The organism is Mesorhizobium sp. M7A.F.Ca.AU.001.01.1.1 (assembly GCF_004022735.1).
GTDB classification, from domain to species: Bacteria; Pseudomonadota; Alphaproteobacteria; order Rhizobiales; family Rhizobiaceae; genus Mesorhizobium; species Mesorhizobium ciceri.
This window is the reverse complement of the sequence record NZ_RZPF01001230.1, coordinates 1-879: the sequence shown is the minus strand read 5'-3', so window position 1 is coordinate 879 and position 879 is coordinate 1. Positions and strand designations below refer to the sequence as shown.

General features: G+C 66.3%; 1 protein-coding gene. It reads left to right on the top strand.

Annotated elements, in window-relative coordinates:
• Nucleotides 1–855: glycosyltransferase (locus EN884_RS37295; protein ID WP_128361200.1), on the top strand; the 855-nt coding region annotated here is incomplete at its 5' end.
• Nucleotides 856–879 lie beyond the last annotated feature (24 nt).

Below are 879 nucleotides of genomic sequence, written 5' to 3'. Positions count from 1 at the left end.
GTCTTCCTGACCTGGCTCAGGCTGAAGCGGCGCAAGATCTTCACCAACATGGACGGCATCGAGTGGCGTCGCCCCAAATGGGGGATGGCGGCGCGAACCTGGTTCTGGCTCAACGAATGGATCGGCGCTTGGGCCTCGCATCGGCTGGTCGCCGATCATCCCGCCATCGCCGATCACCTGGCGACGCGCCGGCCGCGCAGCGCCATCGCCACCATCGCCTATGGCGCCGATCCGGTGGCATCAGCGCCCGAGGCGCCGGTCCGGGCGCTCGGCCTCGAGCCCGGGCGTTATCTCATCTCGATCGCGCGCATCGAACCCGACAACAACATCCTGCCGATTGTCGAATCCTTTTGCTCCACCAAGCGCGACATGAAGCTGGTGGTGCTGGGAACGCTGTCCGACGACATCCCCTACCATGCCGCCATCCGCAAGGCGGCGAACGGCTCGGTGGTCCTGCCGGGCGCCATTTACGACCAGGCAACGGTGAAGGCCCTGCGCTTCCACGCCCGCGCCTATCTGCACGGCCACACGGTGGGCGGCACCAACCCGTCGCTGGTCGAGGCGCTGGCGGCCGGCAACATGGTGATCGCGCATGACAATCCCTACAACAGGTGGACCGCAGGGGCTGCGGCGATCTACTTCACCGACAAGAACAGTTGCGCCGAGCGGATGCAGCAGGCGCTGGACGATGATGCCCTGGTCAAGGCCTGCGGCGTTGCCGCGAGGGCGCGGGCCCGCGAAGCCTTTCGCTGGGACGATGTCCTGCTCGCCTATGAAAACGAGGCCTATCATCTGCTCGGCATGACCGCCGCCAAGACCACTGCGATGGATCACGCATCGCCAGGAACCGTATGATAGGCTGGTCGCGCCGGCGGGTGC